This window comes from Bacterioplanoides pacificum, from assembly GCF_042648445.1.
GTDB classification, from domain to species: Bacteria; Pseudomonadota; Gammaproteobacteria; order Pseudomonadales; family Oceanobacteraceae; genus Bacterioplanoides; species Bacterioplanoides pacificum.
The window spans coordinates 235,813-261,587 of sequence record NZ_JBHRYB010000003.1; the positions used below are offsets into that span (position 1 = coordinate 235,813).

Sequence of the window (25,775 nt, forward strand, 5' to 3'; positions counted from 1 at the left end):
GATATAATGCGCGCCCTTTTTGTCCGGGCGCTGATGCCGGACAGGTAAACGAATAGCTGAGGTGTGTTGTGGATTATCCGGTTCGGTACGATGTGATTGTGGTTGGCGGCGGGCACGCCGGTACAGAGGCAGCCCTGGCGGCGGCACGTACCGGTTGTAAAACGCTGTTGCTGACTCACAACACCGATACAGTGGGGGTGATGTCCTGTAACCCGGCCATTGGTGGTATCGGCAAAAGTCACCTGGTGAAAGAAATTGATGCCCTGGGCGGTGCCATGGCGCGTGCCACCGACCTCGCCGGCATCCAGTTCCGTACCCTCAACAGCCGTAAAGGCCCGGCGGTACGTGCCACCCGCGCCCAGGCTGACCGGGCTTTGTACCGTAGTGCGATTCGTAACATCGTTGAAAATCAGCCTAATCTGGATATCTTCCAGGCGGCCTGTGATGACCTCATTGTCCAGGGTGACGGTGTCGGCTCGACTGCCTGTGGTGTGGTGACCAATACCAATATGCGTATTCACGCCACCACTGTGGTGCTGACGGCGGGTACTTTCCTTGGCGGACTTATCCACATCGGTATGGAAAACCACAAAGGTGGCCGTGCCGGTGATCCGCCGTCGATTGCTCTGTCTGAGCGTCTGCGGGAAATGCCGTTTAACGTCGGTCGTTTAAAAACCGGTACCCCGGCGCGGATTGATCGTCGCAGTGTTGATTTCTCCGTGATGCAGGAGCAGCCGGGTGATACACCGCTACCCGTGATGTCCTTTATGGGCTCGGTGGACGAGCACCCTGAGCAAGTGAGCTGCTATATCACTCACACCAACGAGCAGACCCACGACATCATCCGCAACAACCTCGATCGTTCACCGATGTATGCCGGTGTGATCGAAGGCGTTGGTCCACGTTATTGCCCGTCGATTGAAGATAAGGTGATGCGTTTTGCTGATAAAGACAGCCACCAGATTTTTGTTGAGCCGGAAGGCCTGAACAGCAACGAGTTATACCCGAACGGTATTTCCACCTCGCTGCCGTTTGATGTGCAGCTGGATTTAATCCACAGCATGAAAGGTTTCGAAAACGCCCATATCACCCGTCCGGGCTATGCCATCGAATACGATTATTTTAATCCGCAGGATCTGAAGCACAGCCTGGAAACCCGATTTGTGAACAACCTGTTCTTTGCCGGTCAGATCAACGGCACCACAGGTTACGAAGAAGCCGGTGCCCAAGGTCTGCTGGCCGGTACCAACGCGGCATTACGGGCGCTGGAAAAAGACGCCTGGGTACCACGCCGGGATCAGTCGTACATCGGGGTACTGGTCGACGACCTGATCACCATGGGCACCAAAGAACCGTACCGTATGTTCACCAGCCGCGCGGAATACCGCCTGGTGCTGCGCGAAGACAACGCCGATTTACGCCTGACGGAAGTGGGTCGTGAGTTAGGGCTGGTGGACGATGAACGCTGGGCCGCTTTCTCGGCGAAAAAAGAAGGCATCGAGCGCGAAGCCGAACGGCTGAAAACCACCTGGGTTCAGGCCGGTACTGACGAAGCGAAAAAGCTGGAGGAAATGGGTGAAGCCGCCATTGCCCGCGAATATAACCTGCACGATCTGCTGAAACGCCCGGGGCTGAACTATACACAAGTCGCTAACCTGAAAGGTGAAGCGGTGGCTGATGCCCAGATCGCTGAGCAGGTTGAAATTCAGGCCAAATACGATGGTTATATCGCCCGTCAGCTGGAAGAAATTGAGCAGCTGCGGCGTTACGAAAACACCAAACTGCCGACCGATCTGGATTACGAAGCGATTGGTGGGTTATCCAACGAGGTGAAACAGAAACTGCAAACCCTGCAGCCTGAAACACTGGGCGTGGCATCGCGCATTTCCGGCGTCACCCCGGCGGCCATCAGTCAGATTCTGATTCACCTGAAAAAGCGTAAGCTGGCTAACCAGATGACGGCGTAAGCTGCTGAATACTTCCGTTAACTAGAAACGGCCGGTTAGCCCGGCCGTTTTTTTGTGCAGTATAATGCTCAAAGTAGAATCTAGCCTGTGTATTTATGCACTATATTGCATATTTTGGTTAGAAATGCTTAACTAAGTGCAATAAAATGCACTTGGTGCTCTGTTATGGAAACTCTCACCTTACAGATTTATCTGGACAACAAGTGGCGTGATGCTTGTGAACTGGCCTTTCCTGAACCACAACGAGGCCGTGTTGCTCCACTTGAACTGACTTATAAATCGGCTTATGTCGCCAGCTTTGGTAATCGTATTGAAGCACAAGTTAGTCTGGAGTTTCCGCTAGATTACTTTCCTCACCGATGTGATCGGTGGCCTGCTTTTTTGCACGATATTATGCCAATGGGTGCTGCTCGGCGCTTCTGGTTAAAGCGCAAAGCATTTCCTGTTACTGATACATTTGAGTATGACTTCCTGTTATTGAAAGAGTGCTGCGCAGCGCCTGTTGGCAACATTCGAGTCAAGGAGTCTTTTTATCGTGATGATCCTCCCACGGCACAAAGCTTTGAACTGGACGATATTCTGAAACGGGACAGCGACTTCCTCGATTATGCCAGTGAAGTTGGCGCCGGAATTGGCGGCGCTACTGGTGCAGGCGGAGAGGCTCCTAAGTTTCTGATATCTGAAAACCAGCAAGGTTATTATTTTCCTGAAGCCACTTTGGATGATGAGAAGATTTGCGCTCATTATCTGGTGAAGTTTCCGCGGAATAATGCCGCTAAGGATGATCATACCTTGCTTGAAGCTGAGGCTGTTTATTACAAGCTAGCCAGTAAGCTGGGGTTCAACACAGTTGATGTATCAGGGCTACGCTTTTTTCCGCAGGATAACGAAAAAGGAATTCAGAAGGCCTCTCTCTGGTTGCCGCGCTTTGATCGGGAAGTGATTGCGACAGATAACGGTTTTATTCAACGGAGATTCGCAATGGAATCTCTGTATTCGTTAACTGGGGTAACCGAGCCTGGTGCAACCAGGAAGCATACTGATTATTTGCAGCGCTTAGCCGGGTGTTGGAGAGAAGCAGGTCAGGAACAACAAATCCCACCATTGTTCGCTGAATATCTGGCCCGTGATTTATTAAATGTGGTGTTGGGGAATACTGACAACCATGGCCGCAATACAGCTATCCTGAAAAAAGATAACCAGCTTGAGCTTGCACCCATCTACGATCTGGCACCGATGTTTTTTGACTCTGAGGGCATTGTCCGAACCAGCCGCTGGTCGCAGGAAAATGAATTGGGTGGCCGTTTTAACTGGCGAAATATCTGCACCGAAGCCGCAGAAACAGAAGAGTTGGTTGATGCAGACTTCTTGTGGCAAGCACTGCGGGATGCAGCCACAGGGCTATTGGCAATTCCGGATCTGGCCAGGGATTACGACTTCCCTGATGAACTGTTTAACCACAATAAGCTGCGTTTTGCCGAGCTGGATAAAAAACTGAAAGGTTGGGATCTGCACTGATGTTAATTAAAGAAGCACCCGCCACTTATATGACGGAGCTGAGTCGGCGAGAGCTGCTCGATCAGGTTCAGCGGGAGTTTATCAACGGTGACCTGACCCTGGGGCAAAGCCTGCAAACGCTACGCAAATACATTGCTGGCCTGAAGCAGGAGGAATTTGCTGAGCTGTGTGGTATTTCGCGTCGTACTCTGGCTGCCATCGAAGCAGATAAAGCCAACCCGACACTGAACACCATTAACCAGCTGTTTGGCATATTTGGTTTAAAGATCGCCTTAACCAGTAAGTATCCGGGCCATTAACGACCAATAAAAAACCGTACTCCGACAGATACCCGGTTTTGATGATATTGGTCAAAACCGGGTTTTTTATGGCGTGCATACTGATGTTTTTGTATGTGATGGAGGTAGATGATGAGTGGAGAACTGCAGCGGGTCAAAGAACTGTTAGCAGCGCTGGATGACGATACCAGCCAGTCACTGAACCTGGCGTATGCCGAAGACCTATTGTTAACCGAATTGCTCAGTCGCCTGGCCCGGCGCCGTAAAACGGCGGATATCCTGCATCAGGTGCAGTACCACCTGAATAACCTGGATCAGGATGAGTTTGTGGTAACCCGCGGCTGTTAATCGGTGATGGCTGTTTCGGCCGGGGATCTTCAGATAAACCTGATATTGATCACTCAGGTTTATCTTATCTTCTTTGTTTTTGTCGGTTAGCCAAAAGCCTCACTAATTCCCCAGTCTTTTACTTTCACAAAACGAATACCGACGGGGTTATGTTGCATTATTTCATCAACAATAATCTGGTGCATAAAGATAAGAGATTTTTTTTCTTCCAGTCTGAATATTAATCTGTCTTCTAAAGGAATGTTATCTAGCTTTTCTTTTGATAAAACAATTTTATAAATAATAGTCGTAAACTCAGAAACTCTTTTAAATACTGATTTTTCTTCATCCATGCAGCTTATTTTATTAAACAGGTGCATAACAACGTGATCGTTGTAACGTTTACCCTTGTAATGTATGTAAGCAGGCATCCACTGAACCCCCGGCATGGTATGTCGCAGAGCGACATCCTTAATAACACGGTATGAAAAGGTACGTGGCAGTTCATGAAAATCAGCTATTTCATCATTTTTATAGGGTTTATCCAGTATCAGTGGATAAACATATCCGTCCTGAATTAACTCGCCGGGGATTGCAAAAGTCCCGCCATCTTTATTATTCGATAAAATATCTTCGTCAAGATCAATCATGTTGGAATGTTCATCACTATAAAGAAGATAATATTCGTCATCATAGTTACTGTAATTGGTCATTTTATTCCCTGTATTTAAGAATTAATTTTCCTATTGCCCAGTCTGTTACTCAGCTGGGCAGAATCTTTCGTCCCTGATTTGTAACCAGAAAATACCTACTGATGAAAACAATCAAGAATCATATTATTTTCTGAACTGCTTTCCGGCATACCACTCAGACATCTTATGAAATACAACGCTATCAACATCATGTTTATTGAAAATATCGACGATCTTTTGATGAGCTATGATTGTCATTGTTTCCGTATTTGGCATGATAAATATAAGCCTGTTTTCTTCTTTTATCTGATCAAGTACATCGGTTTTTAACTTAAATTTTTCCACATCATGACCATTGCTATTTGGATTGTAATTGTCAATGATGCTCAGATCGGTATCCAGAGCATCAAGAGGTTGGTATATATTAAAAAACCAATAATCTTCATGGTAATTGCCATTGTCATCGATTACTACAGCCGGATATAGTTGAAAACCATTAATATCATACTGCTCCAGATCTTCTTTTATGTTTTCATCCACAATAAGAAAGGTAGTCCACATCATCGCCTTTCTTAAAGGCCGGTTGATGCCATGTTGTTTGTCCTTTTCTTTGTAGGCATTTTCAAAGAATAACGGCTCTCCACCATATGGGATTTCTTCAAAACGAGCTCCCATTCTGGCCTTTTTATTAAAAGGCTTCAAATACAGTGTATTTTCATCATACTTTTTATTAACTAAATAATACTGATCTTCATATATTGTCATAATTACCCTGTTGGTCCTGTATTAAAATTACTTTTTTAACTATGAATGTTCTTTCCAGGCTGTTGTCCGATGCCACTGAATGAATCAACCCTGTGTTAACAGGGTATGCTGTTTAATCATCAAAAATAGAATCCAGGCTCCACTTATTTACCGGAGTAAAGCTGGCACCCTGGAATTTATGGGACTCTAACGCATCAACCACATTCTGGTGAACGATCAGGCACGTCGGTCGTTCGGCGATATAAAATATTTGCCGTTCCTCTTCGGGCACCTGAGCTAAACGTTCGTTGTCCAGGAAAATCCTTTCTAAGTCATATACTCTGGAGTTATCGCTTTCCTTTGATCCATACTTAGACTTTTCCATATCTAGGCATTGAATGCGGTTATAGCACCAGATTTTATACATCATTAAATCAAATTCTTCGATGATTTCACCATGGGTGCCTTTAAGTAACTGAACTTTGTAAAGGTTAAGCTTTTCCAATTCCTTGTATACTGGCTCCGTAACGATAGGAAGACAGCCGGCAGAAAAGTGAATATCATAAAATCTGGGTTTTTTCTTCTTGCCCCTGGTTATATAAACTTCTATCGTATGATTGATAGGAGCGGGCATATTTTTTGGAAACCTTGGTTGGATGTAACCATCAATTCCAACCATTTTCAGGCTTGTATCCTCAAATAAAACATAATACTGTTGGTTTAAATCCATTTTATCACTCCTGATTTTCTATTTATCCAAAGGCTTCACTAACTCCCCAGTCTTTCGATTTTATAAAGCGAATACCGACGGGGTTATGTTGCATTATTTCATCAACAATAATCTGGTGCATAAATATAAGAGATGTCTTTTCTTCCATTATAAATATTAATCTGTCTTCTAATGGGATGTTGTCGAGCTTTTCTTTTGATAAAACAATTTTATCAATAATAGTCGTAAATTCAGAAACCCTTTTAAATATCGAATTATCTTCATCCAGGCAGTTTATTTCATTAAACAGATGCATGATGACATGATCGTTGTAACGTTTACCCTTGTAATGGATGTAAGCAGGCATCCACTGAACTCCTGGCAGGGTATGGCGCTGAGCGACATCCTTAATAATACGGTATGAGAAGGTATAGGGTAAGTCATGAAAATCAGCTATTGCATCATTTTTATAGGGTTTATCCAGTATCAGTGGATAAACATATCCGTCCTGAATTAACTCGCCGGGGATTGCAAAAGTCCCGCCATCTTTATTATTCGATAAAATATCTTCGTCTAAATCCACCATGATGGAATTTTCATCACTATAAAGAAGATAATATTCGTCGTCATAGTTACTGTAATTGGTCATTTTATTCCCTGTATTTAAGAATTAATTTTCCTATTGCCCAGCCTGTTGCTCGGCTGGGCAGAATCTGTCGTCCCTGATTTGTAACCAGAAAATACCTACTGATGAAAACAATAAATAATCATATTATTTTCTGAACTGCTTTCCGGCATACCACTCAGACATCTTATGAAATACAACGCTATCAACATCATGTTTATTGAAAATATCGACGATCTTCTGATGAGCTATGATTGTCATTAAATCGGTATTTGGCATGATAAATATAAGCCTGTTTTCTTCTTTGATCTGATCAAGAATATCAGCTTTTAACTTAAATTTTTCCACATCATGATATTTGTTGCTCGGGCTATAATCGTCTATTTCACTCTGATTAATATCCAGAGCATCAAGTTCTTTATATATATTAAAAAACCAATAATCTTCATGGTAATCGCCATTATCATCGATTACTACAGCCGGATATAGTTGAAGACCATTGATGTCATATTGCTCTAAATCCTCTTTTATTTTTCCGTCAACAAGTAGATCTGTACTCCACATCATCGCCTTTCTTAAAGGCCGGCTGATGCCATTTTTTTTGTCGTTTTCTTTGTAGGCATTTTCAAAGAATAACGGTTCTTCACCATGTGGGATCTTTTTCAAATGAAAATCCCTTTTAGCCGTATTTTTAGTGGGCTTTAAATACAATGTATTTTCATCATATTTTTTATTAACTAAATAATACTGATCTTCATATGTTGTCATAATTACCCTGTTGGTCCTGTATTAAAATTACTTTTTTAACTATGAATGTTCTTTCCAGCCTGTTACTCAGCTGGGCAGAATCTGTCGTCCCTGATTTGTAACCAGAAAATAGCTACTGCTGAAAACAATCAATAATCATATTATTTTCTGAACTGCCTTCCGGAATACCACTCAGACATCTTATGAAATACAACGCTATCAACATCATGTTTATTAAAAATATCGACGATCTTTTGATGAGCTATGATTGTCAGTATTTCGGTATTTGGCATGATAAATATAAGCCTGTTTTCTTCTTTTATCTGATCAAGTACATCGGTTTTTAACTTAAATTTTTCCACATCATGACCATTGCTATTTGGATTGTAATTGTCAATGATGCTCAGATCGGTATCCAGAGCATCAAGATGTTGGTATATATTAAAAAACCAATAATCTTCGTGGTAATTGCCATTGTCATCGATTACTACAGCCGGATATAGTTGAAAGTCATTAATATCATACTGTTCTAAATCTTTCTTGATGCTTTCATTAACAATAAGGAACGTACTCCACATCATCGCCTTTCTTAAAGGCCGGCTGATGCCATTTTTCTTGTCCTTTTCTTTAAAAGCATTTTCAAAAAATAATGGTTCTTCACCGTATGGTAATTTTTCTAAACAAATTCTCCTTTGCATTGTCTTTTCAAAAGGCGTTAAATACAGTGTATTTTCATCATACTTCTTCTTAACTAAATAATACTGGTCTTCATATATTGTCATAATTTTCCTTTTGATCGGCTTGTCAGAATGTATCGTCCCTGATTGTTAAAGAACTTGGTTAATCAGTATCCTTAATTTTTCTATTTACCCAAAGGCTTCACTAACTCCCCAGTCTTTCGATTTTATAAAGCGAATACCAATAGGGTTATGTTGCATTATTTCATCAACAATAATTTGGTGCATAAATATAAGAGATTTCTTTTCTTCCATTATAAATATTAATCTGTCTTCTAATGGGATGTTGTCGAGCTTTTCTTTTGATAAAACAATTTTATCAATAATGGTCGTAAACTCAGAAACCCTTTTAAATATCGAATTATCTTCATCCAGACAGCTTATTTTATTAAATAGGTGCATGATGACATGATCGTTGTAACGTTTACCCTTGTAATGTATGTAAGCAGGCATCCACTGAACCCCTGGCAGGGTATGGCGCTGAGCGACATCCTTAATAACACGGTATGAGAAGGTATAAGGTAAATCATGAAAATCAGCTATTGCATCATTTTTATAGGGTTTGTCCAGTAACAGCGGATAGACATATCCGTCCTGAATTAACTCCCCGAGGATTGCAAATGTCCCACCAAATTTATTGTCAGGTAAAATATCTTCGTCTAAATCCACCATGATGGAATTTTCATCACTATAAAGAAGATAATATTCGTCGTCATAGTTACTGTAATGGATCATTTTTGTTCCCTGTATTTAAAAATTAATTTTCCGGTTGCCCAGTCTGTTACTCAGCTGGTCAGAATCTGTCGTCCCTGATTTGTAACCAGAAAATAGCTACTGATGAAAACAATAAATAATCATATTATTTTCTGAACTGCCTTCCGGAATACCACTCAGACATTTTATGAAATACAACGCTATCAACATCATGTTTATTAAAAATATCGACGATCTTCTGATGAGCTATGATTGTCAGTGTTTCGGTATTAGGCATGATAAATATAAGCCTGTTTTCTTCTTTGATCTGATCAAGAAAATCAGTTTTTAACTTAAATTTTTCTACATCATGGTCATCGCTATTTGGATTGTAATCATCAATGACGCTCAGATCGGTATCCAGAGCATCAAGATGTTGGTATATATTAAAAAACCAATAATCTTCATGGTAATTTCCATTATCATCAACGACTACAGCTGGATATAGTTGAAAGCCATTAATATCATATTGCTCTAAATCTTTCTTGATGCTTTCATTAATAATAAGGAACGTACTCCACATCATCGCCTTTCTTAAAGGCCGGCTGATGCCATTTTTTTTGTCTTTTTCTTTGTAGGCATTTTCAAAAAATAATGGCTCTTCACCGTATGGTAATTTTTCTAAACAAATTCTCCTTTGCATTGTTTTTTTTAAAGGCTTCAAATACAGTGTATTTTCATCATACTTTTTATTAACTAAATAATACTGATCTTCATATGTTGTCATAATTACCCTGTTGGTCCTGTATTAAAATTACTTTTTAACTATGAATTTTCTTTCCAGCCTGTTGCTCGGCTGGAAAGAATCTGTCGTCCCTGATTTCTAAGAAGAAAATAGCTACTGATGAAAACAATCAATAATCATATTATTTTCTGAACTGCTTTCCGGAATACCACTCAGACATCTTATGAAATACAACGCTATCAACATCATGTTTATTGAAAATATCGACGATCTTTTGATGAGCTATGATTGTCAGTATTTCGGTATTTGGCATGATAAATATAAGTCTGTTTTCTTCTTTTATCTGGTCAAGAACATCAGTTTTTAACTTAAATTTTTCCACATCATGACCATTGCTATTCGGATTGTAATTGTCAATGATGCTCAGATCGGTATCCAGAGCATCAAGATGTTGGTATATATTAAAAAACCAATAATCTTCATGGTAATTGCCATTATCATCAACGACTACAGCCGGATATAGTTGAAAGCCATTAATATCATACTGCTCCAGATCTTCTTTTATGTTTTCATCCACAATAAGAAAGGTAGTCCACATCATCGCCTTTCTTAAAGGCCGGCTGATTCCATGCTGTTTATCTTTTTCTTTAAAAGCATTTTCAAAAAATAATGGTTCTTCACCATATGGTATTTTTTTTAAATGAAATCTTCTTTGCATTGTCTTTTCAAAAGGCGTTAAATAAAGTGTATTTTCATCATACTTTTTATTAACTAAATAATACTGATCTTCATATGTTGTCATAATTACCCTGTTGGTCCTGTATTAAAATTACTTTTTAACTATGAATTTTCTTTCCAGCCTGTTGCTCGGCTGGAAAGAATCTGTCGTCCCTGATTGTTAAAGAACTTGGTTAATCAGTATCCTTAAATTTTCTATTTACCCAAAGGCTTCACTAACTCCCCAGTCTTTCGATTTTATAAAGCGAACACCGACGGGGTTATGTTGCATTATTTCATCAACAATAATCTGGTGCATAAATATAAGAGATACCTTTTCTTCCAGTCTGAATATTAATCTGTCTTCTAAAGGAATGTTATCTAGCTTTTCTTTTGATAAAACAATTTTATCAATAATAGTCGTAAACTCAGAAACTCTTTTAAATACTGATTTTTCTTCATCCATGCAGCTAATTTCATTAAACAAATGCATGATGACATGATCGTTGTAACGTTTCCCCTTGTAATGTATGTAAGCAGGCATCCACTGAACGCCCGGCATGGTATGTCGCAGAGCGACATCCTTAATAACACGGTATGAAAAGGTACGTGGTAGTTCATGAAAATCAGCGATTTCATCATTTTTATAGGGTTTATCCAGTATCAGTGGATAAACATATCCATCCTGAATTATTTCCCCTGGATTGGAGAATATCCCGCCAGTTATGTCGTCCGGTAATAAATCTTCGTCTAAATCCACCATGATGGAATTTTCATCACTATAAAGAAGATAATATTCTTCATCATAGTTACTATAATTGGTCATTTTTATTCCCCTGCTTTTAACGATGTATTTTTTTGACTAAATACGTAGTTGTGCTTTCTGTTTAATGAGCAAGCACAATCTTTATTGGATCCCAATTCTTTTCTTGAATGGTTGCCACAGCCAAAACTTCCTTTAGCTAATTTGTAATCTCTTCCGTCAGAAGTTAATGTCCAGTAAAATTTTTCCAAATATTCCAGTATTTCGTTACTCTTTTCATTAAAGGCATTTTTAATCCTTTCTGGAGTTGAGCAATATTTATTCTTTTTTATAGCAATTTCAACTTCTTCTATTAATATTTTTACACCTTTGGTGTAGTTTGTTATTGTTTCCCTTCTTGTTTCCTGGTCTTTAATAACAGCCTCGCCTTCATCGTGGTTACCATAATGTAACGGCACCCCCAACTGACAAGCTATTTCCGGTCGGCTGGGAAGCATGATGCCATTTTCCTTACAGTTGATATCGTACCCACACATATTGAAATAGTCCTGCCATTGTTTTCCTTTAACCGCTTCACTGGCAATAATGTGATGCGCTGCGAGGGTGTCATCTCCCTGGAACCACGGATGATAGCTCTTATGATTTTTCTTTTTAGTGGAGTCTTTTTTATAGAGCAAGTTTCCTGAACTATCTAACACTTCGTTATTTTCTTTTGCTTTATTGTTACTTTGAAGATTTGACATTATCCGGTCACTCAGGATAGAACTGATCCCTTTATTGGGGCCACCCTTTCGGGTCGTTGCTCTTTTCTGGGCATGTGAATTACATAAAGGACATTTATTATTATAAGGTTTTCCGCAAATATTTTTTGTGCGTTTATCAAAGTTAAACTGACACGTCTTCTTCTCTTTTTCCTCAACCGCTTCTTCCTTATCCTTTTCCACCTTCGCCTGTGCGGTCTGATTATGCTGAGATTTTACTTCTTTCTCCGGTGTCAGTTTCTTCTTCGATAATAAATCCAGCACCCGGTCGATAATCTTTTTAACTTTTCTGAATAAACCAATATTTTTAGCAATGAAACCTGCTACGACCACCCCGGCACCGGCGCCTCCGGTCAGGGCCGCAGTTAAGACGTTAAAGCCTAAGCCACCTCCCGACTGAGCGGCCTCAACTTTGGGCATGGCTTCATAATAACGGTCGGGGAATTCTTTCAGCATTTGCCCTGTCTCACTGTCTTCGAACAGCAAGCGGTAGTGGTTATAGACTTCCTGCAGTTCCTGCAGACTCTCTACGCCATAGGCATAAGCATTATCAAGCCGCTTGGCACCATAGCTGGCCAGTTCTTCCAGGTCTTTTTTAAACTGATCCATACTTTTTTGCAGTGCTTGTTCGGCATTCGCACGTTTTTCATCGACTTCGGCGAGGAATTCCAGATAAACGGCTTTTTTATTGCTGACGTACTCAATGGTTTGTTGTTTAACATCCTCGGCTATACCTTCCCATTCATCCATCTTAACCCGGGCATCGGCGACCAGGTCTTCTGCCAGCTGTGCGATTCCCTCTGCGGAATCACCAAGAGCGCCAAACAGGCCGTCAAAAAAAGCACCAGTAAGAATCAGGCCCTGCATTGCTATTGACTCATTCGCCAGCGCCTCGTCGAGGCGTGAGGCTCGCTGTTTCAGCGCGTTAATGATGTCATCGAGTGCTTGTTGCAGTTCTTTGCGGGCTGCTTGCAATAATTTTTCAGACTCCGGATACCCCAGCTGAACGCTGATAGAGCCTGCCGGGACGTTGCTCAGGCGCAACAGGCTGCCCCACAACTTACCTTGTTTTTTACTGCCGTCTGAGAAGGTGATTTCATAAGGCAGTCCGTCTACGGATGCGTTCGGATCGTTTTCGAAGGTACATTCCAGTTCAAACCAGTAGCGAGGATTATTACTATTTCCCTGTGACTGATCGCTGCTGTTATTACGGTTATCTGCCCTGCTAACGCTGGCCACCATCTTCGGCCGTTCGACGGTACGCAATAAGTGCATCAGAGCACTGCGCAGCTGCTCAGAAATTATTACTAGACTTATCTGGCAATCCAGTTCAATGCTGGCGCTATCGGCATTAACTTCCGCCTGGCGAAGCAGTGCCGGTTGTTTTACCCGGCCGACGGGCGCCAGTAAAAAAAATTCGCCACGACGCAGATGCTGCAGCAGTTTTTTTTGGCGCGAGGCATTTTCGGCGCTGTTAAGAGCATTACTTTCGCGCAGGCTGCCAAGCTGCTGGCGCACGCGGTAACTGAGCTGAATTGGGCGGTTGATTAATGCTTCTGCGGCGCTGGGAAGTTCAATGCGGTCGAGCTCGTACCAGCTGATTTCGGTACGATGTTTTACCTGATAGTCCATGTGGCGGCGATATCCTGATCCAGTCCGTGGTTGTCCTTCGGGGCGGGATTATCTGGCATAACAGCCCCATTTATCAATAGACATTGGCAGGATGAGTTTTTATAGTTTCGCCCTCTGATTGCAGCAGCCAGGCAAAGGATTCGCTGTACCCACGATCGCAGGAGAGCAGGATGCCCTACCCAGAATTTCGTTTTACTACGCCAGATTACCGTTCTGAATTTGAACTGATCAGTTTTTCCGGTGAAGAGGCGATCTCATCGTTGTTCTGGTTCTCGCTGGAACTGAAGGTGCCACTGGACGCACGCGTCGACCTGGAAGTGTTATCTGATTCTGAAGCAAAACTCACGGTATTGGCTGATAAAGACAGCGGCCGGCCTGCAGATTACAGCATCAGTGGTGTGATTGAATCCGCCGAAGAAGTATTAAGCACATCTGCCACACATCGGTTTTACCGGGTTGAAATGGTGCCAGCGCTGGCACGCCAGAAGCACAGCCTGTCGTATGATATTTATACCCATATGACGGCCGATAAAGTGCTGGAAGAGGAATTGCGGGAAGATATTCAGCTGGATTATCTGTTAGCGACCACCTCTTCTTATCCGAAAAAAGATTTTTTTTGCCAGTATGCCGAATCAAACTTTTCCTTTGTTTCACGGCTGAGTGAACACTGGGGGATTTATTATTATTTTAACCACGACGCCAACACCCAGCTGGTGTTTGCCGATGATACCAACTACGACGAGATTATTACCCGGAAAGTAAAGCTGGATGAGCTTACCCGGCCAACTATCAGCTTCGACAGCATTCGTACGTTACGAAAAATCGTTAACAGTACTGTGGATGGTGTGGTGATTTCTGATGTAAATCCGGAACTGGCCAGCACTCATATTGAAGGTATTGCTGGAAAAACAGACGGTAAAAAAGGTTGTGTCCATCTGGTGAGCCAGGGTGTGGATAATAAAGATGAGGCTAATCAGATTGCCACCATCCGGCTGGAAGAATTGCAGTGTCGTGGTGTTACCTATCTGGGCACATCCGGTATTCCCAATCTGGCACCGGGCTTTATTCTGAAGGTTGAAAGTGGCGACAGTAAAACCACTGAGTTGCTGGTGCTGGAAGTATCTCATTCGGGCTCCGGGCTGGATAACACAGCACGCAACAGTGATACCGGAGCGGCGCCGTTTTATGAATGTTCCTTTACTGCTATTCCGCGTTCGGTACAGTTCCGGCCGCGGCGGGAAACCGAAATTCCGACGGCGGTATCTACTACGGCGCGGGTTTATTCTGCCGATAATAAAAAGAATATCGCTCAGCGTGATGAACGGGGGCGTTATCAGGTGGTGTTTGATTTTCTGCCGCGGGAAGCCGGAAAGTCTTCCAGCCAGGAAAAAAATCATGTGTCACACTGGATCCGGATGGCCCAGAGCGCGGCGCTGTCGAATCATTCTGATATGCCACTGGTGCCGGGCACTGAAGTAAAAATTGGCTTTACCTCTGGGAACCCGGACCGGCCGTATATAATTGGCGCGCTGGAAAATTCGCAGTCGTTGCGTTATCCGGTCACCAACGAAAACCCGCATCATGCGACGCTGATCACTGATGGCATGTTGTATACCGAAACCGCCAAAGCGCGTAAATCCCTGCATATTTCTTCTCAGTTTGAATACGATAAAGTTCAGCAACAGCCGTTTGACGAGCTGGATTTTGACGGTAAAACTGCCGGCAATCAGGTCGATGAAATCAAGGGTGATCAGCATATTTATCGTCGTTACGGCGATCTGTACTCCTTTATTGATAGTAATAACTACTATTACGGCCGCGAATGTTCATTCCACTTTGGCCAGCATTACACTGAGTACCATGCCAATTGGCAGGCGGTAGGAGAGGCAAATAACCGCTTTGATATTCACGATGATATGTTATACAGCGCTGATCAGCCGGTCAGTGACCGGAAAACCGCCGACAGCGCTAAGAACCACGGTCTGGTAACCAAAGAATTTGGTCATAAGTACCATTATATGGCGGGTACCAGTACGGTCTGGGCTCAGGGGCCGGATATGCAGGGTATTCATAAAGAGTTCCATTATGGTGGTCGTTATCGTGAACGTCTGGTGTCGTTTGGCGATGACCGTATCGATAACTTCAAAGGGTTTGCTGTTCAGCCGGATGATAATTCGCTGATTGATAAAACCCGGGGAAATACCTTTTTCTGGCAGCAGGGGGATCATGTTTCTGCCACTGAAGGAAAAATTATCACCGAGCAGCAGGGTGACCGGCAACATACCTTTAAAGGTAATGAAACGACAAAAACCGAAGGTGACCTGACGCTGCAGCGCAAAGGTAAACAAACCATCGAAGAACAAGGTGATGTGTCGCACACCTTAACCGGTGACCGCAGTATTACTCATAAAGGTAATGCCACGCTGGAAACCAGCGGCGATATCAGCAGTAAAACTCAGGGCAATGTGACCACTCAGATCAGTGGCAAGCTGGACGCAAAAGTCGCCAGCCCGACCAATCTGACATTACAGGCACCGACCAGTGTCAAACAGACCGGCGCGCTGAATATTCAAACCGACACTCTGGAGCTGAAAGCGACATCGGCGGTGGTCAAAGCCGATATGATGCAGCAGCAGTCTTCGATGAGCACGGTTAAAAGCAAGATGCTGAAAGTGGAGTCGCAGATGATCAGTGCTGACGCCAAAATGGTCACTATGAAAGGTCAGCTGGTGATGATCGGTTAATCCGATCCGCTGTATTTCCCCTGAGCGGCCATTTGTCTCTACACTGAAGAGAAAGAACTGTCAGGGCCCTTATTTATGAATCCAGCGCGACGCCTGTTTTTTGTCTGGCTGTTTGTGTGTTTGCCGTTGTCTGCGATGGCGCAATGTCCGGATAAAGAAATCCGGGTAGGCTGGGAGCCCTGGCCGCCGTACGCCATGATGCGGGATGGCCGGCTGACCGGTCTGGATCTGGATATGATCCGCCTGTTGCTGGATGAAATGGGTTGTTCGTACCGTTTTATCGAACGTCCGTGGAAGCGTCTGTTATTAGAAGTTGAACAGGGTAAGCTGGATCTCGCCAGCGGCGCGTCGAAAACCGCTGAACGTCAGCAATACGGTTTATTTTCCCACTCCTATCGTACCGAATCTGCGGTGTTACTGGTGCGCCGCACTGCCACCGTGACGCCATTAAGTCTGGATGATGTGGTGGCGCAGCAGTTCCGGCTGGCCATCACCCGTGGCTATTATTACGGCGACGATTTTGACCGGCTGAATCAGCAGCCCGCTTTCCGGGCATTGTTACAGCCGTCGAAAGAAGACCGCATGAATCTGAAAAAACTGGCCGCTGGCCGGGTCGATGGTGTGCTGGCCGATCCGTTTGCCGCCGCCGCGCGGTTACGTGAAGAAGGGTTAACCGATCAGGTTCGGGTGCAGATGACGGTGCACGCTAATGAGGTGTATTTTTTACTCAGCCGACAAACCATGTCAGCAGCATTTGTTGAGCAGCTGGATCAGGCGTTAACAAAAGTGCGGGCCGATGGCCGTTATCAGGCAATTATTGATCAGTATCTGAACTGAGTCGTGGCGCGTTGATATTCGCTGGTAAACAGACAGTGACACAGAAGCCTGCTTCCGGGTTGTGGTGGAAAGTCAGCTGGCCGTGATAACTGGCGACGATATCGGCCACGATAGCCAGCCCCAGGCCACTGCCGGTGGCGCCGGATTCATCCAGCCGGGTGCCTCGTTGTAACAGCCGTTGCTGCTGTTCAGCCGCAATGCCCGGCCCTTGATCACAGACTTCAATTAACCACGGTTGTGAATTTAACCACGGTTGGGACTTGTCCTGGTGGATGCTGAGTGTTATCTGGCCGGGGGCGTATTTGCAGGCGTTATCCAGCAGATTGCCGAGCAGCTCCAGCAGGTCGTCACGGTCGTGTGGCAGCACCGCTGACTGGTCAAACCGGGCATCAATCCGGCTGTTGGGATACAGCTGGCCGAGCACCTGGAGTAACGGCGGCAGTTCCTGGCTCAGCTGCAGCTGACGCCCGGGAGACGACATACCAACAATACGTGCGCGCTTTAATTCCCGTTCGGTCAGTTGTTGCAGCTGTTGCAGGGTTTGCTGCAGTTGTTGCTGCTGCTGTGGGTCCAGTTGTTCAGCCAGCAGACGCAGTTGCTGCACCGGCCGTTTCATTTCATGGGCCAGATTGCCTAACGCGTTGCGCGAACGGCTGACGCGTTGTTGCAGCTGTTGTAATAACCGGTCGATTTCATCTGCCAGCGGTTGTACCTCATCCGGATACGCTGCCTGATTGGCCTGGTTCAGTTGCTGTCGTTCGCCGTTGCGCAGCTGTTGCAACGCCTGCTGTAACGGCTGTAGCTGAGCAAAAGCGCGGCGCAGCTGCAGTCGCTGAATCAGCATCAATAACAACAATGCAGCGGCGACCAACGTAATCGCCAGCATACGATACTGGTTCAGCAACTGGCGTAGTGGTGCGACATCTTCGGCCACCCAGATCATAAAAGGCTGCTCGTTGACTTCGGTTGTGATCGCCAGATTGAGCCATAACTCCGCTTGTTGTTCGCCGCCCTGGTAGCTGGCTGTCCAGTGGCGGGAGCCCTGCTGCAATGGCGGAATCTGCGCGGCATCCCGATCCCATAATGAGCGGCTGCGGACGACCTTGCCGTGCTGATCGTAAACGGCAAAATAATGGCCGGAGTACACCCGCCGGAACACACCACTGAGCTGCGCTTCATCAATCTGCCAGTCGCCGTTGGCCCGGAACTGCAGCGCAGCGATTAAACCTTCGGTGTCGTGTTGTAAACGGCTTAATACCGAGTGAGCCGTGAGCTGACGCACTCCCAGGTCTGCCAGCACCAGTAACGGCAACATAATCAGCAGCAGTGAGGCCAGCCAGCGGCGCTGTAAATAATGGCGTAATGATTTCATGGCTGCGGTGCCAGCTGATAACCCTGGCCACGGCGGGTGTGGATAAAGTCCTTACCGAAGTACTGGCGCAGACGGTTGATATACACTTCCATCACGTTGCTGTCGCGCTGTTGCGCTTCTTCGTACACATGATCGCTGAGGCGGGTTTTGGAATGCACCTCTGACGGATGTTGTAACAGATAACGTAACAGCCGGAACTCAATGGCGGTCAGTTCAATCAGCTGGCCCTGCTGATCGCGGGCTTGCTGGCGTTCGCAATCCAGGCTGACTCCCCCCCAGCTTAACTGGTTGCTGAGCTGGCCGGTGTGGCGGCGGCTGATGGCTTCCAGCCGGGCCAATAATTCAGCGCTGTGAAACGGCTTGCCAAGGTAATCATCGGCGCCGGCCTTTAAGCCGTCGACCCGTTCATGCCAGGCATCACGGGCGGTCAGCACCAGCACCGGAGTGTCATTACCACGCGTACGCCAGTTGGCTAACACTTCAAGCCCGGGGCGGCCCGGCAGACCGAGGTCGAGAATAATCAGATCCGGCTGTAGCTCGTCACCGAGGAATTCACCGTCGATGCCATTCGTGGCAGATTCCACCGCATAACCGGCCTTGCGCAGCAGCGGCAACAAGGCGTTTTGCAGTTGTGGGTCATCTTCAATCAGCAACAGTTTCACGGCGTTTAACCTTTAATCGTCAATTTCATCTTCCAGCCATTCGCCGCTGTTGGCGTCGATATAGGTTTCGTGGCGGTGGCCATCAGCGTCGAGCCATTTCAGCTCGTACACCAGTACGCCATCTTCACGTTCCAGTTCAGTATCCAGCAACTTGCCGTCGATAGGCCTGATCTGCAGCAGTTCATCCAGCGGTTTGATGGTGCCCTGCTCCACCATCTGGCGGGCCTGTTCGCGGCTGTAATCGTCATCGGCCAGGCTGAAGCCTGCCAGGCCTGATAATCCCAGGGTGAGGGTTGTCAGCAGAAATGTTTTCATGGTGTTCTCCGGTGTAACAAAAATAATAAGGTTGCTGTTAAAGAGTTTCGTTACAGATCATCATCGCGTGATGGTTTGTGGCCGGTAAACATTGACCGTACCAGATTTTCTTTGTGTGCCAGGCTGCTGAACAGTACGCCGGCCAGATGTAACAACACCAGCAGCAGCGTGCTGTTGGCGAAGAACTCGTGCACCTCTTCCAGCGTGTGTTCGTCAATGGTGGCGATCCAGCTACCGGCCAGAGGTCCGGCCTGATGGTCGGCGGCTAAGGTCGCCATACCCAATATCACGGTGCCGCTCAACGCAATTAACAAGGCAATAATCATCGCGCCGCCGGCCGGGTTGTGGCCCAGATAACGCCGCGCTTTGCCTGCCGGTAACGCCACCAGATAATGCCACACCGCTTTGGGTGAGCGCACAAACTGACTGAAACGTGCGTAAGGTGTGCCGATAAGGCCCCACACCAGGCGGAACACAATCAGACCGGTGACGGTATAGCCGGCGATCACATGTAACTCGTCAGAAAACTCCGAGCTGATGTAAGCCGTGCTGAAGGCAACGACTAACGACCAGTGAAAAATCCGTACTAACGGATCCCAGACTCTGACCCGCTTTTCTGCTGTTGCGGTGCCGGGGTTGTTGTCGTTCTGGTGATGGGTTGAGGTTTCGATCGCAGTCATAGGACATCTCCTCTGAGTGAATAACCTCAGCATACGGATGTTGGCTTAAACCAAACTTAAGAACACGGCTTCGGTTCGTGTCGATAGCGGCGTGATCGAAGGCGATACCGTATCGCCCTATTACGACCCGGTGATCGCCAAGCTGATTGTCTGGGGTGCCGATCGTAACGCTGCCATTATTCGTATGCAGCAGGCGCTGAGCGAATTAGAAATCGACGGTGTTAAAAACAACCGCGACTTCCTGGCACGCCTGATGGCAGAGCCAGATTTTATCAACGCCGATTTATCCACCGACTTTATTGATCGTCATGAGCTGGATGCCGAGCAAGACCCTGTCCGCGATTTTAATTGTGGCAAATGGCTCGGGGACAAGGTCCCCTCCTACAGGTGATACACGCCGGCACAGAAGCAGATTGTAGGAGCGGACCCTGTCCGCGATTTTAATTGTGGCAAACGGCTCGGGGACAAGGTCCCCTCCTACAGGTAGTACACGCCGGCACAGAAGCAGATTGTAGGAGCGGACCCTGTCCGCGAATTTAATTGTGGCAAATGGCTCGGGGACAAGGTCCCCTCCTACAGGTGATATACGCCGACACAGAAGCAGATTGTAGGAGCGGACCCTGTCCGCGATTTTAATTGTGGCAAACGGCTCGGGGACAAGGTCCCCTTCTACAGATGATACACGCAGGCACAGAAGCAGATTGTAGGAGCGGACCCTGTCCGCGATTTTAATTGTGGCAAACGGCTCGGGGACAAGGTCCCCTCCTACAGGTAATACACGCCGGCACAGAAGTAGGTTGTAGGAGCGGACCCTGTCCGCGAATTTAATTGTGGCAAATGGCTCGGGGACAAGGTCCCCTCTTACAGGTAATACACGCAGGCACAGAGGCAGATTGTAGGAGCGGACCCTGTCCGCGATTTTAATTGTGGCAAATGATTCGGGGACAAGGTCCCCTCCTACAGGTGATACACGCAGGCACAGAAGCAGATTGTAGGAGCGGACCCTGTCCGCGAATTTAATTGTGGCAAACGGCTCGGGGGCAAGGTCCCCTTCTACAGATGATACACGCAGGCACAGAGGCAGATTGTAGGAGCGGACCCTGTCCGCGATTTTAATTGTGGCAAATGGCTCGGGGACAAGGTCCCCTCCTACAGGTGATACACGCCGGCACAGAAGCAGATTGTAGGAGCGGACCCTGTCCGCGATTTTAATTGTGGCAAACGGCTCGGGGACAAGGTCCCCTCCTACAGGTAATACACGCCGACACAGAAGCAGATTGTAGGAGCGGACCCTGTCCGCGATTTTAATTGTGGCAAATGACTCGGGGACAAGGTCCCCTCCTACAGGTAGTACACGCCGGCACAGAAGCAGATTGAAGGAGCGGACCCTGTCCGCGAATTTAATTGTGGCAAACGGCTCGGGGACAAGGTCCCCTCCTACAGGTAATACACGCCGGCACGCTCAGATAGAAGCCCAGACGCCTTATGACAGCGTATTAACCAATGGCGATAAAATGCCCGGTGCGCGCTGGTTTGAAGGTGCAAAACTGAACTTTGCCGAGAACTTACTGGTACCTGGTATGTGCCCAGACCTTCCCGTCGATGCCGGTAGGTTTCTGGAATCATCGGCCAGCAATGGCAGGACGATGTTCGGATTGTGCTGTTTGTAGTGTTATCCAAAGAAGCGCTGGCATCTGGTTTGCACAACAATGGGATAACTGATGAATTGCGTCAGAAAATCCGTCAGCAGATTCGCGCTAACTGCATCCCACGCCATGTTCCGGCCAAGGTGATTGCGGTACCGGAATTACCACACTTTAAAGATATTGAGGAGTTAGGCCGTGATTGATAACCAGACTAACAACCAGACTGATCCTTTAGTGATTGAACGAGTTCAGGATGATGCCGGCAATAACAGCATCGCTCTGATTACCCTGAACCGTCCGGAGATTAAAAACGCGATTTCCGATGCCGATGTGATCGACGCCTTTGATGCCATGGTTGATCAGCTTAATGTCGATGGCAGCGTAAAAGTTGCGGTTTTAACAGGAAAGAGTACTGGAGAGGGAGATATCTTCTCCGGTGGTGGCAATATCAAAGCGATGAAAAACCGCACCGGTATGTTTGCAGGCGATGTTGAGCAACTGCAGAAAAACTATCAGCAGTTTATTCAGCGTATTCCGCTGGCCTTTGCCCGTTTGCAGGTTCCGGTCATTGCTGCGGTAAACGGCCCGGCGGTGGGTGCTGGTAACGATATGGTGTGTATGTGTGATATCGCCATCGCCAGCAACAAAGCGACCTTCTCCGAGAGTTTTATCAAGCTAGGGATTATCCCGGGTGATGGCGGCGCCTGGTTATTACCACGCCGAGTTGGTATGCAAAAAGCGATGGAAATGGCATTAACCGGCCGTGCATTTTCTGCCGATGAAGCCTTAGCGATGGGATTGGTCTCGCGCGTTGTCGAACACGATCAGCTGCTGGGGAATGCTTTGGGCCTGGCGCGTCAGATGGCAACCAACGATGGCCGCTGTTTACGTGAAACCAAACGTCTATTCCGTGAGGCGCAAAGCCAGACGCTGGAACAGGCGCTTGAGAGTGCGGCGCAGATCCAGGGTGTTCTGCACCATGAGCCGGGATTTAAACTCTGATTCTTTTCGAGCTTGCTGCAATGCTGTGTCGCTCAAATGGCCCCGGCGTTTTAAATCATCCGCGCTTATGTTTTGTCGAATATTCAGCGGTCAACGCTGTTTAGGTACCGGCAACATCAGCAACAGGCCCCAGACCAGCGCAGCAAAACCCCAGATAAAGGTGGCAGATAATGCTGCACCGTTTTCAATGCCCAGCTTGGCCAGCCAGGGGCCGAGTAGCTGAGTGAAACCGTATAGTGCAATCAGTGCAGCACTGAGGCGTGGCCCCTGGTGAGGGTGTAATGAACGTGCCAGTCGCTGGGTCAGGAAGACGGTGCCAATAAAGGTGCCGCCGACCAATAAAGCACATAACCACAGACCTAACGCCTGACCCGGCCAGATCAGTAGCGCCGCCACCCCTGCGGCCTGTAACGCATAGTTCCAGACCAGTGCCTGTTTATCGCCCAGCCGGGCGCCGAGCGTATTCCATAACCAGGTGGAAGGTAATGACGCCAGTGCCACAATCAGCCAGGCGCTGGGCTGCATATCAACCTGCCAGTCACGGGCGACAGCGGGTAAAAAGGTCATCGGCAGGATATACCCCAGCCCGGCGCCGGCGTACGACAGAAATAAGGGGGTACTGGCGCGATCCCACAAGGGGGAGTGGTCGTCGTTATTGTTGACATGTATGCCCTGTGGCAACTGGTACAGGTACCAGCCACTCCAGATCGCCAGTGGAATGGCAGCCAGTGCGGCGGGTAACCAGCGCTCTGCGCCGCTGAGGAAGCCGGTCAGATCCACCAACGCATTGCTGACCAATAACCCGACACCAACGCCGAGGTACATCAGGCCACTGTGTTGTGCTTTATTTTCTTTTACCAGCCATTCCAGTACCTGTGCCGGCGCCAGCACAAATACCACGCCATTGGTGATCCCGTTCAGCAGGCGCAGCGCCGCCAATAACGGATATTGTTCCACCCACACCTGAGCCAGGGTCAGCAGTGCATTGGTTATCACCGCGATTAACAGTCCCGCTCGGCCGAGATTTTTCTGAAACAACACCAGTGCCAGCATGGCACCGGCCAGATAGCCAGTGTAGTTCCAGGTGGCCAGGGAAGCCGACTGGCTCAGTGTGATCAGGCCATCATCAACCAGCAGCGGCAGCAACGGGGTATATACAAAGCGGCCAAAACCATGCACCACCACCAGGGTGACGGCGGCAGCAATAATGGGCCACCAACAGGACGACGGCTGACGGGCGGAATGCATAATACTGACCCTTTAGTTAACAGGGTTTCATAGTAAAGGCTTGTTCTGCCAGCCACCAATGCGACCTAGGTTAACTTCACTATTCGCCAGATAAATGGCGGGCGGGGAAATGTGCTATTATGCGCGGCTTTTCCATCCCGTTTTAGCCATTGTGAGAATAGCGATGACAGTGCCGACTTCACCAGAGGTTCAGCAACAACTGACCCGCCAGATCGCCGCCGGAGCCCAGGCGATGCAGATAACGCTGAGTGATGAACAACTGAACAAGCTCAGTGATTACCTGGCGCTGTTTATCAAATGGAATAAAGCTTACAACCTGACGGCAATCCGCGAGCCACAACAGATGGTGCCGCTGCATCTGCTCGACAGCCTGGTGATTAACCCGTATGTCCAGCAAGCCAGCCGTATTGCCGATATCGGCACTGGCCCGGGCCTGCCGGGCATTGTGCTGGCGATTATGAATCCGGATAAACAATTTATGCTGCTCGACAGCAACGGCAAAAAAACACGGTTTCTGTTTATGGCGAAAACCGCTCTGGGGCTGGACAATGTGACCATAGTGAACGATCGGGTGGAGGCATATCATCCGCCGGAACCTTTCGATATGATTGTCAGCCGCGCCTTTGCCTCGCTGGCCGATATGACACACTGGTGCCAGCACCTGCGTGCTGAAGGTGGCTGTTTTATGGCCATGAAAGGTCAATACCCGGACGACGAAATCGCAGCCATTGCAGCGGATTTTGTGGTCGCCGACAGCGTCAGGCTGAACGTGCCGGATATTGATGGTGAGCGCCATCTGTTAAAAATATTACCGAAATAACGTGCGCTGCATTGAAGGAATATCCCTGTGAGTAAAATTCTGGCGATTGCCAATCAGAAAGGTGGTGTTGGTAAAACCACAACGGCGGTGAACCTGGCGGCATCTCTGGTCGCTACCAAACGCCGGGTGCTGCTGGTGGACCTCGACCCGCAGGGCAATGCCACCATGGGATCCGGGATTGATAAACACGACCTGGAGTTGTCTCTGTACGACGTGTTGACCGGAGACAGCCGCACCGCCAGCGCGATACAAAAAGCGCAACCCGCTGGGTATGACGTATTACCGGGTAACGGTGACCTGGTTGCTGCCGAAGTCGAGCTGATGGAGTTGTCGCGCAAGGAAAGCCGCCTGCGTGATGCACTGGGTGAGGTGCGGCCGGATTACGACTATATCCTGATCGACTGCCCGCCGTCGCTGAATATGCTGACGTTAAATGCACTGGTCGCTGCCCAGGGTGTACTGATTCCGATGCAGTGTGAATATTATGCGCTGGAAGGTCTGAGTGCGCTGATGCAGACGATTGAGTCGCTGAAAGAGAGCCTCAATCCGAAACTGGAAATCGAAGGCCTGTTGCGCACTATGTATGATCCGCGTAATAGCCTGACTCAGGATGTTTCTGAGCAGTTAAAAGAATATTTTGGCGATAAGGTGTACGGCACAGTGATCCCACGCAATGTACGTCTGGCGGAAGCGCCAAGCCACGGTTTGCCTGCGCTGATCTACGATAAGTCGTCGCGCGGAGCGGTCGCGTATCTGGCGCTGGCGGGCGAAATGAACCGTCGCAACAAATAACC

The 25,775-nt window shown here is 47.1% G+C and carries 27 protein-coding genes and 1 pseudogene; 12 read left to right on the forward strand and 16 right to left on the reverse strand.

All coding sequences use genetic code 11. From position 1 onward, the window contains the following. Positions 1 to 68 precede the first annotated feature (68 nt). From mnmG to ACFOMG_RS04435, 4 genes are all read left to right on the forward strand, one after another. Positions 69 to 1,967: a tRNA uridine-5-carboxymethylaminomethyl(34) synthesis enzyme MnmG gene (gene mnmG / locus ACFOMG_RS04420; protein WP_376865013.1), complete on the forward strand. Its 1,899-nt coding sequence runs from the start codon at positions 69 to 71 to the stop codon at positions 1,965 to 1,967. A gap of 165 nt (positions 1,968 to 2,132) precedes the next feature. After that, positions 2,133 to 3,485, forward strand: coding sequence for a type II toxin-antitoxin system HipA family toxin (locus ACFOMG_RS04425; protein WP_376865014.1), 1,353 nt, complete (start codon positions 2,133 to 2,135; stop codon positions 3,483 to 3,485). After that, positions 3,485 to 3,784, forward strand: coding sequence for a helix-turn-helix transcriptional regulator (locus ACFOMG_RS04430; RefSeq protein ID WP_376865016.1), 300 nt, complete (start codon positions 3,485 to 3,487; stop codon positions 3,782 to 3,784). Before ACFOMG_RS04425 ends, ACFOMG_RS04430 begins: the two co-directional genes overlap by 1 nt. 108 nt (positions 3,785 to 3,892) lie before the next feature. Continuing rightward, positions 3,893 to 4,111, forward strand: a complete 219-nt coding sequence (locus tag ACFOMG_RS04435) for a hypothetical protein (RefSeq protein ID WP_376865018.1) — start codon at positions 3,893 to 3,895, stop codon at positions 4,109 to 4,111. Positions 4,112 to 4,197: 86 nt separating this feature from the next. Here ACFOMG_RS04435 and ACFOMG_RS04440 read toward each other — a convergent pair whose 3' ends face one another. The 11 genes from ACFOMG_RS04440 to ACFOMG_RS04490 form a co-directional block, all read right to left on the reverse strand. Continuing rightward, positions 4,198 to 4,803, reverse strand: coding sequence for an imm11 family protein (locus ACFOMG_RS04440; protein WP_376865020.1), 606 nt, complete (start codon positions 4,801 to 4,803; stop codon positions 4,198 to 4,200). Positions 4,804 to 4,926: 123 nt separating this feature from the next. After that, complete coding sequence (locus ACFOMG_RS04445) at positions 4,927 to 5,547, reverse strand: imm11 family protein (RefSeq protein ID WP_376865022.1); 621 nt, start codon at positions 5,545 to 5,547, stop codon at positions 4,927 to 4,929. 112 nt (positions 5,548 to 5,659) lie between these two features. After that, on the reverse strand, positions 5,660 to 6,256 hold the full coding sequence (locus ACFOMG_RS04450; protein WP_376865024.1) for an imm11 family protein: 597 nt from the start codon (positions 6,254 to 6,256) through the stop codon (positions 5,660 to 5,662). Positions 6,257 to 6,278: 22 nt separating this feature from the next. Beyond that, the gene (locus ACFOMG_RS04455; protein WP_376865026.1) at positions 6,279 to 6,884 is read right to left on the reverse strand and encodes an imm11 family protein; all 606 of its coding nucleotides are present in this window, start codon (positions 6,882 to 6,884) and stop codon (positions 6,279 to 6,281) included. 123 nt (positions 6,885 to 7,007) lie between these two features. Then, the gene (locus ACFOMG_RS04460; protein WP_376865028.1) at positions 7,008 to 7,628 is read right to left on the reverse strand and encodes an imm11 family protein; all 621 of its coding nucleotides are present in this window, start codon (positions 7,626 to 7,628) and stop codon (positions 7,008 to 7,010) included. Positions 7,629 to 7,768: 140 nt separating this feature from the next. Next, complete coding sequence (locus ACFOMG_RS04465) at positions 7,769 to 8,389, reverse strand: imm11 family protein (protein ID WP_376865030.1); 621 nt, start codon at positions 8,387 to 8,389, stop codon at positions 7,769 to 7,771. Positions 8,390 to 8,473: 84 nt separating this feature from the next. Continuing rightward, complete coding sequence (locus tag ACFOMG_RS04470) at positions 8,474 to 9,079, reverse strand: imm11 family protein (protein WP_376865032.1); 606 nt, start codon at positions 9,077 to 9,079, stop codon at positions 8,474 to 8,476. Between the two features lie 124 nt (positions 9,080 to 9,203). Then, entirely contained in the window at positions 9,204 to 9,824 is a 621-nt protein-coding gene (locus ACFOMG_RS04475; protein WP_376865034.1) for an imm11 family protein, read from the reverse strand. A gap of 139 nt (positions 9,825 to 9,963) precedes the next feature. Then, positions 9,964 to 10,584 carry an imm11 family protein gene (locus ACFOMG_RS04480; protein WP_376865035.1) on the reverse strand — a complete coding sequence of 207 codons (621 nt, stop codon included), beginning with the start codon at positions 10,582 to 10,584 and terminating at the stop codon, positions 9,964 to 9,966. A 135-nt stretch (positions 10,585 to 10,719) separates the two neighbouring features. Beyond that, positions 10,720 to 11,325, reverse strand: a complete 606-nt coding sequence (locus tag ACFOMG_RS04485) for an imm11 family protein (RefSeq protein ID WP_376865037.1) — start codon at positions 11,323 to 11,325, stop codon at positions 10,720 to 10,722. 2 nt (positions 11,326 to 11,327) lie between these two features. Continuing rightward, a complete protein-coding gene (locus ACFOMG_RS04490) occupies positions 11,328 to 13,655 on the reverse strand; it encodes an AHH domain-containing protein (RefSeq protein WP_376865039.1) in 2,328 nt (775 codons plus the stop codon). 170 nt (positions 13,656 to 13,825) lie between these two features. Between ACFOMG_RS04490 and tssI the strand changes: the two genes are divergently transcribed. Both tssI and ACFOMG_RS04500 read left to right on the forward strand, forming a co-directional pair. Continuing rightward, positions 13,826 to 16,399 (forward strand): type VI secretion system tip protein TssI/VgrG, encoded by a 2,574-nt coding sequence (tssI, locus tag ACFOMG_RS04495; RefSeq protein ID WP_376865041.1) that lies wholly within the window; start codon positions 13,826 to 13,828, stop codon positions 16,397 to 16,399. A 75-nt stretch (positions 16,400 to 16,474) separates the two neighbouring features. Then, entirely contained in the window at positions 16,475 to 17,236 is a 762-nt protein-coding gene (locus ACFOMG_RS04500; protein WP_376865043.1) for a substrate-binding periplasmic protein, read from the forward strand. Here ACFOMG_RS04500 and ACFOMG_RS04505 read toward each other — a convergent pair. From ACFOMG_RS04505 to ACFOMG_RS04520, 4 genes are read right to left on the reverse strand one after another with little or no spacing between them, the layout of a single operon-like run. After that, positions 17,214 to 18,608 (reverse strand): sensor histidine kinase, encoded by a 1,395-nt coding sequence (locus ACFOMG_RS04505; protein WP_376865045.1) that lies wholly within the window; start codon positions 18,606 to 18,608, stop codon positions 17,214 to 17,216. The two genes, ACFOMG_RS04500 and ACFOMG_RS04505, sit on opposite strands and share 23 nt — an antisense overlap. Further along, the gene (locus ACFOMG_RS04510) at positions 18,605 to 19,270 is read right to left on the reverse strand and encodes a response regulator transcription factor (RefSeq protein WP_376865047.1); all 666 of its coding nucleotides are present in this window, start codon (positions 19,268 to 19,270) and stop codon (positions 18,605 to 18,607) included. The genes ACFOMG_RS04505 and ACFOMG_RS04510 overlap by 4 nt, the downstream gene beginning before the upstream one ends. 12 nt (positions 19,271 to 19,282) lie before the next feature. After that, a complete protein-coding gene (locus ACFOMG_RS04515; RefSeq protein ID WP_376865048.1) occupies positions 19,283 to 19,585 on the reverse strand; it encodes a PepSY domain-containing protein in 303 nt (100 codons plus the stop codon). A gap of 50 nt (positions 19,586 to 19,635) precedes the next feature. Beyond that, the gene (locus ACFOMG_RS04520; protein WP_376865049.1) at positions 19,636 to 20,265 is read right to left on the reverse strand and encodes a cytochrome b/b6 domain-containing protein; all 630 of its coding nucleotides are present in this window, start codon (positions 20,263 to 20,265) and stop codon (positions 19,636 to 19,638) included. Between the two features lie 70 nt (positions 20,266 to 20,335). Between ACFOMG_RS04520 and ACFOMG_RS04525 the strand changes: the two are divergent. The 4 genes and pseudogenes from ACFOMG_RS04525 to ACFOMG_RS04540 form a co-directional block, all read left to right on the forward strand. Continuing rightward, a pseudogene (locus ACFOMG_RS04525) lies at positions 20,336 to 20,656 on the forward strand (hypothetical protein); the annotation flags it as partial. Positions 20,657 to 21,671: 1,015 nt separating this feature from the next. Then, on the forward strand, positions 21,672 to 21,935 hold the full coding sequence (locus ACFOMG_RS04530) for an acetyl-coenzyme A synthetase N-terminal domain-containing protein (protein WP_376865083.1): 264 nt from the start codon (positions 21,672 to 21,674) through the stop codon (positions 21,933 to 21,935). After that, on the forward strand, positions 21,923 to 22,114 hold the full coding sequence (locus ACFOMG_RS04535) for a hypothetical protein (protein ID WP_376865051.1): 192 nt from the start codon (positions 21,923 to 21,925) through the stop codon (positions 22,112 to 22,114). Before ACFOMG_RS04530 ends, ACFOMG_RS04535 begins: the two co-directional genes overlap by 13 nt. Then, entirely contained in the window at positions 22,107 to 22,913 is an 807-nt protein-coding gene (locus tag ACFOMG_RS04540) for an enoyl-CoA hydratase-related protein (protein ID WP_376865053.1), read from the forward strand. Before ACFOMG_RS04535 ends, ACFOMG_RS04540 begins: the two co-directional genes overlap by 8 nt. Before the next feature lie 90 nt (positions 22,914 to 23,003). On the opposite strand, the gene ACFOMG_RS04545 is transcribed toward ACFOMG_RS04540, so the two are convergent. Beyond that, positions 23,004 to 24,161: a YbfB/YjiJ family MFS transporter gene (locus ACFOMG_RS04545; protein ID WP_376865055.1), complete on the reverse strand. Its 1,158-nt coding sequence runs from the start codon at positions 24,159 to 24,161 to the stop codon at positions 23,004 to 23,006. Between the two features lie 163 nt (positions 24,162 to 24,324). Between ACFOMG_RS04545 and rsmG the strand changes: the two genes are divergently transcribed. Beyond that, positions 24,325 to 24,981: a 16S rRNA (guanine(527)-N(7))-methyltransferase RsmG gene (rsmG, locus tag ACFOMG_RS04550; protein WP_376865057.1), complete on the forward strand. Its 657-nt coding sequence runs from the start codon at positions 24,325 to 24,327 to the stop codon at positions 24,979 to 24,981. Positions 24,982 to 25,008: 27 nt separating this feature from the next. Next, complete coding sequence (locus ACFOMG_RS04555) at positions 25,009 to 25,773, forward strand: ParA family protein (RefSeq protein WP_376865058.1); 765 nt, start codon at positions 25,009 to 25,011, stop codon at positions 25,771 to 25,773. Positions 25,774 to 25,775 lie beyond the last annotated feature (2 nt).

Coding starts and splice junctions, on each gene's coding strand:
- ACFOMG_RS04470 (WP_376865032.1), bottom strand. CDS start 9,079: ATGATCCATTACAGTAACTATGACGACGAATATTATCTTCTTTATAGT.
- ACFOMG_RS04440 (WP_376865020.1), bottom strand. CDS start 4,803: ATGACCAATTACAGTAACTATGATGACGAATATTATCTTCTTTATAGT.
- ACFOMG_RS04545 (WP_376865055.1), bottom strand. CDS start 24,161: ATGCATTCCGCCCGTCAGCCGTCGTCCTGTTGGTGGCCCATTATTGCT.
- ACFOMG_RS04430 (WP_376865016.1), top strand. CDS start 3,485: ATGTTAATTAAAGAAGCACCCGCCACTTATATGACGGAGCTGAGTCGG.
- ACFOMG_RS04450 (WP_376865024.1), bottom strand. CDS start 6,256: ATGGATTTAAACCAACAGTATTATGTTTTATTTGAGGATACAAGCCTG.
- ACFOMG_RS04475 (WP_376865034.1), bottom strand. CDS start 9,824: ATGACAACATATGAAGATCAGTATTATTTAGTTAATAAAAAGTATGAT.
- ACFOMG_RS04435 (WP_376865018.1), top strand. CDS start 3,893: ATGATGAGTGGAGAACTGCAGCGGGTCAAAGAACTGTTAGCAGCGCTG.
- ACFOMG_RS04445 (WP_376865022.1), bottom strand. CDS start 5,547: ATGACAATATATGAAGATCAGTATTATTTAGTTAATAAAAAGTATGAT.
- ACFOMG_RS04460 (WP_376865028.1), bottom strand. CDS start 7,628: ATGACAACATATGAAGATCAGTATTATTTAGTTAATAAAAAATATGAT.
- ACFOMG_RS04520 (WP_376865049.1), bottom strand. CDS start 20,265: ATGACTGCGATCGAAACCTCAACCCATCACCAGAACGACAACAACCCC.
- tssI (WP_376865041.1), top strand. CDS start 13,826: ATGCCCTACCCAGAATTTCGTTTTACTACGCCAGATTACCGTTCTGAA.
- ACFOMG_RS04455 (WP_376865026.1), bottom strand. CDS start 6,884: ATGACCAATTACAGTAACTATGACGACGAATATTATCTTCTTTATAGT.
- rsmG (WP_376865057.1), top strand. CDS start 24,325: ATGACAGTGCCGACTTCACCAGAGGTTCAGCAACAACTGACCCGCCAG.
- ACFOMG_RS04480 (WP_376865035.1), bottom strand. CDS start 10,584: ATGACAACATATGAAGATCAGTATTATTTAGTTAATAAAAAGTATGAT.
- ACFOMG_RS04515 (WP_376865048.1), bottom strand. CDS start 19,585: ATGAAAACATTTCTGCTGACAACCCTCACCCTGGGATTATCAGGCCTG.
- ACFOMG_RS04425 (WP_376865014.1), top strand. CDS start 2,133: ATGGAAACTCTCACCTTACAGATTTATCTGGACAACAAGTGGCGTGAT.
- ACFOMG_RS04485 (WP_376865037.1), bottom strand. CDS start 11,325: ATGACCAATTATAGTAACTATGATGAAGAATATTATCTTCTTTATAGT.
- ACFOMG_RS04500 (WP_376865043.1), top strand. CDS start 16,475: ATGAATCCAGCGCGACGCCTGTTTTTTGTCTGGCTGTTTGTGTGTTTG.
- ACFOMG_RS04490 (WP_376865039.1), bottom strand. CDS start 13,655: ATGGACTATCAGGTAAAACATCGTACCGAAATCAGCTGGTACGAGCTC.
- ACFOMG_RS04465 (WP_376865030.1), bottom strand. CDS start 8,389: ATGACAATATATGAAGACCAGTATTATTTAGTTAAGAAGAAGTATGAT.
- ACFOMG_RS04505 (WP_376865045.1), bottom strand. CDS start 18,608: ATGAAATCATTACGCCATTATTTACAGCGCCGCTGGCTGGCCTCACTG.